General features: G+C 74.9%; 7 protein-coding genes. 3 read left to right on the forward strand and 4 right to left on the reverse strand.

Translation table 11 applies throughout. The features are described 5' to 3' along the window. The first annotated feature begins 193 nt into the window (after positions 1-193). Complete coding sequence (locus VGI02_RS12175) at positions 194-1,972, forward strand: ATP-dependent DNA ligase (protein ID WP_331627629.1); 1,779 nt, start codon at positions 194-196, stop codon at positions 1,970-1,972. Positions 1,973-2,017: 45 nt separating this feature from the next. Here the strand turns inward: VGI02_RS12175 and VGI02_RS12180 are convergent, their stop codons facing one another. Further along, positions 2,018-2,296, reverse strand: a complete 279-nt coding sequence (locus VGI02_RS12180) for a hypothetical protein (RefSeq protein WP_331627630.1) — start codon at positions 2,294-2,296, stop codon at positions 2,018-2,020. Positions 2,297-2,548: 252 nt separating this feature from the next. Here VGI02_RS12180 and VGI02_RS12185 point away from each other — a divergent pair, with 252 nt between their 5' ends. Beyond that, entirely contained in the window at positions 2,549-3,343 is a 795-nt protein-coding gene (locus VGI02_RS12185) for a hypothetical protein (protein WP_331627631.1), read from the forward strand. On the opposite strand, the gene VGI02_RS12190 is transcribed toward VGI02_RS12185, so the two are convergent. The 3 genes from VGI02_RS12190 to VGI02_RS12200 all read right to left on the reverse strand — a co-directional run bounded on the left by VGI02_RS12190 (position 3,340) and on the right by VGI02_RS12200 (position 6,409). Next, positions 3,340-4,362 carry a Gfo/Idh/MocA family protein gene (locus tag VGI02_RS12190; RefSeq protein ID WP_331627632.1) on the reverse strand — a complete coding sequence of 341 codons (1,023 nt, stop codon included), beginning with the start codon at positions 4,360-4,362 and terminating at the stop codon, positions 3,340-3,342. The genes VGI02_RS12185 and VGI02_RS12190 overlap by 4 nt on opposite strands. Positions 4,363-4,405: 43 nt before the next feature. Continuing rightward, on the reverse strand, positions 4,406-5,200 hold the full coding sequence (locus VGI02_RS12195; protein WP_331627633.1) for an LmeA family phospholipid-binding protein: 795 nt from the start codon (positions 5,198-5,200) through the stop codon (positions 4,406-4,408). 66 nt (positions 5,201-5,266) lie between these two features. Then, positions 5,267-6,409 carry an acyl-CoA dehydrogenase family protein gene (locus tag VGI02_RS12200; RefSeq protein WP_331627634.1) on the reverse strand — a complete coding sequence of 381 codons (1,143 nt, stop codon included), beginning with the start codon at positions 6,407-6,409 and terminating at the stop codon, positions 5,267-5,269. A gap of 72 nt (positions 6,410-6,481) precedes the next feature. Here VGI02_RS12200 and VGI02_RS12205 point away from each other — a divergent pair, with 72 nt between their 5' ends. After that, positions 6,482-7,084 (forward strand): TetR/AcrR family transcriptional regulator, encoded by a 603-nt coding sequence (locus tag VGI02_RS12205; RefSeq protein WP_331627635.1) that lies wholly within the window; start codon positions 6,482-6,484, stop codon positions 7,082-7,084. Positions 7,085-7,536 lie beyond the last annotated feature (452 nt).

The following is a 7,536-nucleotide window of genomic DNA, read 5'->3' on the forward strand; positions in this document are numbered from 1 at the left end:
CGCTCGTCGCGTCGTGGAGGTGTCCGGCCGCAGCACCGCCGTGGCGCGGCGCGCGGCTCACGGCCGTCGTCAGGGGGTCTGGCTACCGTGTCGGTCGTCGGGTGCGGACACGGCGGTCGGACCGCCGGAGGCACCCGTCGCCCGCCGCGCCGGATCGGGCCGGCGCGGGCCGACGAGCAGGGGAGGCGCCGCCATGTCGACCTCACCGCTGCACGGCTCCTCCCCGCCCCGCGGGGCGCCCGGCGCCGCGACCCGCGTGCCCGGTCCTCGCCGGGCCCGCCCGATGCTCGCCTCGCCCGGGGAGCTCCCGCGCGGGGCGGGCTGGGCGTTCGAGTTCGTCTGGTCCGGGCTGCGCTGCCTCGGCCACGCCGGGAACGGTGAGCTGCGCCTGGTCGACGACGAGGGGCACGACGTCACCGCCGGGTTCCCGGAGCTCGGCGCGCCCGGCGCGCCCGGGCTGGTCCTCGACGGCGTGGTGGTCGCCCTGGACGGCGTCGGGCGCCCCAGCCCGGCGCGCCTGCAGCGGCGGCGCCGGGTGCGCGCGCCCTCCCGGGGGCTCGTCGAGGGCACCCCGGTCTCGTTCTACGTGTTCGACGTGCTGGAGGTCGGCGGGCGGTCCACCGCGCGGATGACCTACCGGGAGCGCCGGGAGCTGCTCGCGGAGGTCGACCTCGCGGGCGGTCGGGTCGTCGTCCCGCCGTCGTTCACCGGTGTCGACGCCGACCAGGTGGTGCGCACCGCACGCCACTACGGCCTCGAAGGGGTCGTCGCGAAGCGCGTGGAGTCGACCTACCAGGGCGGGAGGCGCTCGCGGAGCTGGATCTCCTCGGTGGTCACCCGCCCGCAGGACGTCGTGGTCGGGGGCTGGCTGCCGCCGCGCGGCGGCGGGCCCGGCATCGGCTCGCTGCTGCTCGGCGTCCCCAGCGAGGGGCAGCTGCGCTACGTCGGCCGCGTCAGCACCGGGGTCACCACGGGCGCCCGCCGGGAGATGTTCGACGCCGCCCGGGGCCTCGCCTGCCCGGTCAGTCCCTTCGACGACGCCCTGCCCGCCGACGTCGAGGGCATGGCGCACTGGCTGACGCCGCGGCTGGTCGGGCACGTCGAGCACCGTCGGTGGACGGCGACCGGGCTGCTCGGCAGGCCGGTGTGGCGCGGGCTGCGGGCCGGTACGCACCCGGCGACGGTGCAGGCGCCGGTCCTGGCCGCACCGGTCGTCGCGACGGACCTCGCGCTCGACGACCTGGCGACGGTCGACGGCCCCCGCAGCCGCCGGGCCGGACCCCGGACCGTGACCACGGCGGTGGGGACCGCGCCGCCGGTGGAGGTGACCGTTCCCGACGCGGAGGTCGAGGCAGCGCTGCGCTCCCGCTTCTCCGCACACTTCGTGCACAACGCCCTGACCGCCATCGCGGCCTACGTACGGCTCGACCCGTCCCGCGCCCGGGAGCTGCTCACCGAGTTCGCGGACTTCACGCGCTACTCGTTCCGCGACGGCGAGGTGAGCACCACGGTGGCCGAGGAGCTGCGCAACGCCCGGCGCTACCTGACGCTGGAGCAGGCGCGGTTCGGCGAGCGGCTGGGCGTCGAGGTGACGGTCGCCCCCGAGGTGGAGAACGTCGTGCTCCCGCCGTTCGTGGTGGCACCGCTGGTGGAGAACGCGGTGCGCCACGGCATCGAACCGAAGCCGGAGGGCGGCACGGTGCACGTGACCGCCTCGGGCGCGGGGCCCGACTGCGTGGTGACGGTGTCCGACGACGGCGCGGGCATGGGGCCCGAGGCCTCGCGCGCCGCCTCGCGGGTCGACGCGCGCCACGGCGGCATCGCCGAGGTCACCCGGCGGCTGCATGCCGCCTTCGGGAGCACCTGCGACCTGCACGTCGACTCCCGCCCGGGCAGCGGCACCACGGTGCGCCTGCGGGTCCCGGCGAGGGACCGGCAGCAGGCCCCGACGGGTCGGTTGCTGGTCGGCTGACCTGCGGTGCCCCCCGCCCCGTGGGGCGGAGGACACCGCGAGCGATCAGTCCTCGGACTGGGCGCAGGCGGCCTCGTTCGAGTTCCCGCCGAGGATCCCGGACAGGATCGGCACCTGGGTCCCGCAGGCCTGGACGGGGAGCAGCGTCGAGTGGTTGAGGATGCCGACGTCGCCGCTGTCGTGGTCGTAGTCGTGGTCGTGCGTGCGGGTGTGCGCGGAGGCCATCGGGGCGATGGCGGTCAGCGCGGCCGCGGAGAGCGCGACGGCGGCGACGGGTGTGGCGGCGCGACGGCCGAGCCGCCGCGGAGCGCGATGCTTGGACACGGAGTTCCTCCCGAGAGATCGGACCGATCGGATCGACCGTTCGTCGCAGGCGACATGCGGCGAACGGCTGAGCGGAGCGTGCGCCACGGGTGACGGGTGGGGCCACTGGGACGTTGGATGACGACCGGAAAGCGTGGTCCCTCTCGCGCGGGGTCCAGCGGTGGCGTACAAGGGTCGAGCGGTCGATCAGATGCGACGAACGGGGGAACGGGCTCGAGCAGCGCCCGACGCCGGACCGACGACGATGGGGGCGTGCGCGTACTCGCCGTGGACTGGTCCGGGGACGCCCGCGGGGGACGGCACCGCATCCGGGTGGCCGAGGCGCGCCCGGGGCGCCTGCTCGGGGTGCGCGGCGGGCTCGACCGGGAGGGGGTCGGCGACCTGCTGCTCGCACTGCGCAACGGCCCCGGGCCCGCCGTCGTCGGCCTGGACTTCTCGTTCGGCCTCGCGGGCTGGTTCGCCCGCGAGCACGGGTGCGCGAGCCTGCCGCAGGTCTGGGACCTGGCCGCCGCCGACGGCGAGCGCTGGCTGGCCGAGTGCCCGCCGCCGTTCTGGGGGAGGGCGGGGACCCGCAAGCCGGCGGACGACCCGGCGCGCCCCCTCTTCCGGGCGACCGAGCACGATGCGCGGGCGCGCGGGCTGCACCCGCTCCCGACGTTCCAGATCGGGGGCGCGGGGGCGGTGGGCACCGGCTCGGTGCGCGGGATGGCGTTGCTCGCGGCGTGGCGGTCCGCCGGGCTCGGGGTGTGGCCGCTGGATCCGGCGCCGGGGTCGTCGGGAGTGTTGCTCGTCGAGGTCTACCCGCGGGCGATGACGGGGCCCGTCGTGAAGTCCTCGCCCCGGGCGCGTGGGGCGCACGTCGCGGCCGACCGGCGGATCCCGGCCGACCTGCGCGAGACCGCCGCTGCCACCGAGGACGCCTTCGACGCCGCGTTCGCCGCACTGGGGATGGCCGAGCACGTCGACGAGCTGGCGGGGCTGCGGGCGCTCACCGACGCGACCGCGCTGCTGGAGGGAGCCATGTGGCTACCGCCTCGAGGGTCCTAGTGCTCCCGCGGCCGGAGGCCACCGACGGCCACCTCGGAGAACGTGAGGCCCAGCTGGTCGCCTGCCTCCGCGAGCACGCCCTGCACCGCGAGCGTGTCGTCGAGCGGCATGACGGTCGACTCGGTACGCCCCTCCCGCAGGCAGGAGTTCACCTCGTCGATCTCGTGGGAGTAGCCCGCGCCGTGCGGGGGCAGCTCGATCGTCTCGCCGGCGTCGTCGGGTGCGCGGTGCACCACGATCGTCGTCGGGTGGTGGAAGCGGGGCAGCACGTCGATCCATCCGGTCGAGCCGAAGATGCGCGCCTGTCCGGGCGACGGGCTGTGGAACGAGGTCTGCGCGGTCGCGAACCGGCCGTCCTCCCAGGCCATCAGGAGCGCGTTCTCGGCGTCGACGCCCGTCGTCTCGCGGGAGGCCACCGCGTGCACCGACGACGGTGTGCCACCCAGCACCATCTGGGCGAAGGACACCGGGTAGACGGTCAGGTCGAGCAGCGCGCCGCCACCGAGCTCGGGGGCGAACAGCCGGTCGGTGGGGTCGACGTCGCGGACCGTGCCGAGGTCGGCCTGGACCGACCGGACCTCGCCGATCTCACCCGCCTGGTAGATCTCGCGGGCCCGCACGACGGCGGGCTGGAACCGCGTCCACATCGCCTCCATCGCGAACACCCCGTGGCGGCGGGCGGTGTCGACGACCCGCCACGCCCCGGCCAGGGTCGCGGTGAAGGTCTTCTCGACGAGCACCGCCTTGCCTGCCTCGAGCGCGGCGACGGCGAGGTCCGCGTGCTGGGGGTGCGGGGTGGCGATGTAGACGACGTCGACGGCGTCGTCGTCGAGCAGTTCCCGGTAGGTGCCGTGGGCGCGGGTCGTGCCGGTGCCGTGCTCGCGCGCGAAGGCCTCGGCCCGATCCGCCGACCGGGACCCGACCGCCGCCAGCTCCGCGCCGTCGGTGCGGGCGAGGTCGCCGGCGACGTTCGCGGCGATCCGGCCCGGTCCGGCGATGCCCCAGCGGATGGTCTGCACGACGCTCACCCTGTCACGGGTCCCACAGGACGGAACGGGCGCGTCACAGGGACCCGCCGAGCAGGTCGACGTCCTTCGCCGTCCCCGAGACGACGAGCTTGCCGTCCTGGGCGCGCAGGTCCGTGGCGGTGATGGAGAAGGGCAGCGCGCCCGGATCGACCCGGGCCGAGAACCCCGAGAGCCGCCCGCGCAGCGCGCTCGACACGGCGCTCGGGACCGCGCCGGAGGAGTCGCCCCCGTCGACGGAGATGTCGCGCGCCGAGAGCACGATCTGGCCGCCGGAGAGCTTGAACGTCGCGATGACCGACGCACGGATCTGCTGGCCGAGCACCGTCGTCGTCGACGTCAGCGCCACCGCCTGGCTCGGGTCGACGCCGGAGAGGGCCTTCTGGGCCGTCGACCCCGATGCCCGCCGCGCGTCCAGCGTCTCCTGGGTCACCGGCGCCACCGTCACGTCCGCGACGCCCAGCACCCGCGCGAGGTCGGTGGGGTCGACCTGGGCGCTCGCGGTCACCGTCTTCGCCGGGATCGAGCGGACGGTGCCGTCGATGAGTGACCGGGCAGGCAGCGTCACGTCGCCGAGGTCGGCGACCAGGGTGACGTCGCGCAGCTGGCGGTACCGGATGTGCTCCGCGGTCAGCGTCACCGAGCCGTACTCACCCGCGACCGCCTGCGTGACGAACGGGAAGCCGTGGATGTCCACGCTCGGCTTCGCGTCGAGCTTCAGCTGCGACTGCAGCTGCGTGGCCACCCGGTCCTCGGCGATCCACCGCGCACCGAAATCGGCGCCGACGAGCAGCACGACGAGCACCAGCAGCGTGACCAGGAAACCTCGCATCGGAGGCCATCCTGCGCCACGCCGTCGGCCGGGCCGCCGTCACCCCACGGCGTGACCCCGCGTCGATCAGCGGGCGAAGTGCCTGCTGATCACCAGGCGCTGGATCTGGTTGGTGCCCTCGAAGATCTGCATGATCTTGGCTTCGCGCATGTACCGCTCGACCGGGAAGTCGCGCGTGTAGCCGTACCCGCCGAAGACCTGCACGGCGTCGGTGGTGACCTTCATGGCGGCGTCGGTGGCGACGAGCTTCGCGACGCTGGCCTGGCGGCCGTAGTCGACGCCCGCGTCCCGACGGCGGGCGGCGTCGAGGTAGGTGGCGCGGGCCGAGTCGACGGCGGCCGCCATGTCGGCGAGCACGAAGCCCAGGCCCTGGTGGTCGACGATCTTCTTGCCGAACGTCTGGCGCTCGTTCGCGTAGTCGACGGCGGCGTCGAGCGCGGCCTGGGCCAGCCCCGTCGCGCAGGCCGCGATGCCGAGCCGGCCGCTGTCGAGTGCGGCGAACGCGATCGGCAGGCCCTGGCCCTCGTCGCCGATGCGCCGGTCACCCTCGAGGACGGCGCCGTCCCAGGTCGCGGACGTCGTCGGGATCCCGTGCAGGCCCATCTTCTCCTCCGGCTTCCCGAAGGTCAGACCGTCCGCCGAGCCCGGTGCGAGGAAGCAGGAGACGCCGCGCGAGCCCTCGCCGGTGCGGGCGAACAGGGCGTAGAAGTCGGCCTTCCCGCCGTGGGTGATCCAGGCCTTCTCGCCGGTGATGCGGTAGTTCCCGTCGTCGTCGGGCTCGGCGCGGCACCGCAGGGCCGCGGCGTCCGACCCGGCCTGGGGCTCGGACAGGCTGTACCCGCCGATCAGCTCGCCGGCGAGCATCCGCGGCAGCCACTGCTCCTGCTGCTCGGTGGTCCCGAACGTGGCCACCGGGAAGCACGAGAGGCCGTGCACCGAGACCGCGACGGCGACGGCCGCCCAGCGCGCCGCGAGCTCCTCGAGGACCTGGAGGTAGACCTCGTAGGGCTGGCCGCCGCCGCCGAGCGCCTCGGGGTAGGGCAGGCCCAGCAGGCCGGTCTCGCCGAGGGTGGCGAACAGGCCCTCGGGATAGGTCTCCGAGCGCTCGTGCTCGTCGACGCGGGTCGCCAGCTCCTTGTCGGCGACGTCGCGCGTCAGCTCGATCAGCGCCCGCGCCTCGTCGGTGGGCAGGAGGCGGTCGACGGCCATGGTGCTCCTATCGGTACTGAGATCGGAACGTCAGTACCGATGAGAGTAGCTACATCGCGGTATGATCGCTACGTGACGACGGCCGGGACTCGCTCGGGCGGCCCGGTCCGCCGCGGCGCCGCCCGCCGGGACGAGCTGTTCGACGCGCTCGTGGAACTGCTGCTGGCCGAGGGCTTCGCCGGATTCACCCTCGACGACGTCGCGGCCCGCCTCCGATGCTCCAAGCGCACCCTCTACGGCCTCGCCGGCTCCAAGGAACAGCTGGTCACGGCGGCCGTGGTCCGTTTCTTCCGGTCGGCGACGACCCGCGTGGAGGCCGCCGTCGCGACGCGGACCGATCCGGCGGACCGGCTCGCCGCCTACCTGCGCGCGGTGTCGGCGGAGCTCGCGCCCGCCTCCGCGCGGTTCTTCGAGGACCTGGCATCGTTCCGGCCCGCGGCCGAGATCTACGAGCGGAACACCCGCGCGGCGGCCCGCCGCGTGCGGGAGATCATCGCCGAGGGCGTCGAGTCCGGGGCGTTCCGCGACGTGCACGTCGGGTTCGCCGCGGAGGTGATCGCCTCGACGATGGAGGCCATCCAGCAGCGCCGGGTCGCGGCGACGACCGGCCTCGCCGACGCCGAGGCCTACGAGCAGCTCGCGACGCTGCTGGTGCGCGGCCTGCGCTCGGAGTGATCAGCTCTTCCGTCGCCCGCGAGGGGCACATGGGGCAGGCCGGGTGCCCGTCTGGCCTGCGCTATGTGCTCCTGATCTGGGGGAGCCGAGCGTCGGAGCTCGCGAGGGGCACACTGCGCAGGCTTTGGGTCGGGCGGACCTGCCCTGTGTGCTCGTGATCTTGGGCAGGGTCTCGGGCTGCGCGCGGCCCGCCGGGCTCGCTCGCCGCGGCCGGGCGGGCTCGCTCGCCGCGGCCGTCCGCGAGGGGCACTGGACGCAGGCTGCGAGGCACTCAGACGCGCACTATGTGCTCCTGATCATGCCGAGCGGGGCGCGCGGGTGATCAGCTCTTCCGTGCCGTGAAGCGCAGACGCGTGTCGGGCATGAGCCCGACCTCGGGGGCGTCGTCGAACCCGGCCGTGGTCAGCCTCGCGGGCAGCGTCCCCGGGTCGACGACGACCATCGTGTCGCCG

This window comes from Actinomycetospora sp. (assembly GCF_036497245.1).
In the GTDB taxonomy this organism is placed as follows: domain Bacteria; phylum Actinomycetota; class Actinomycetes; order Mycobacteriales; family Pseudonocardiaceae; genus Actinomycetospora.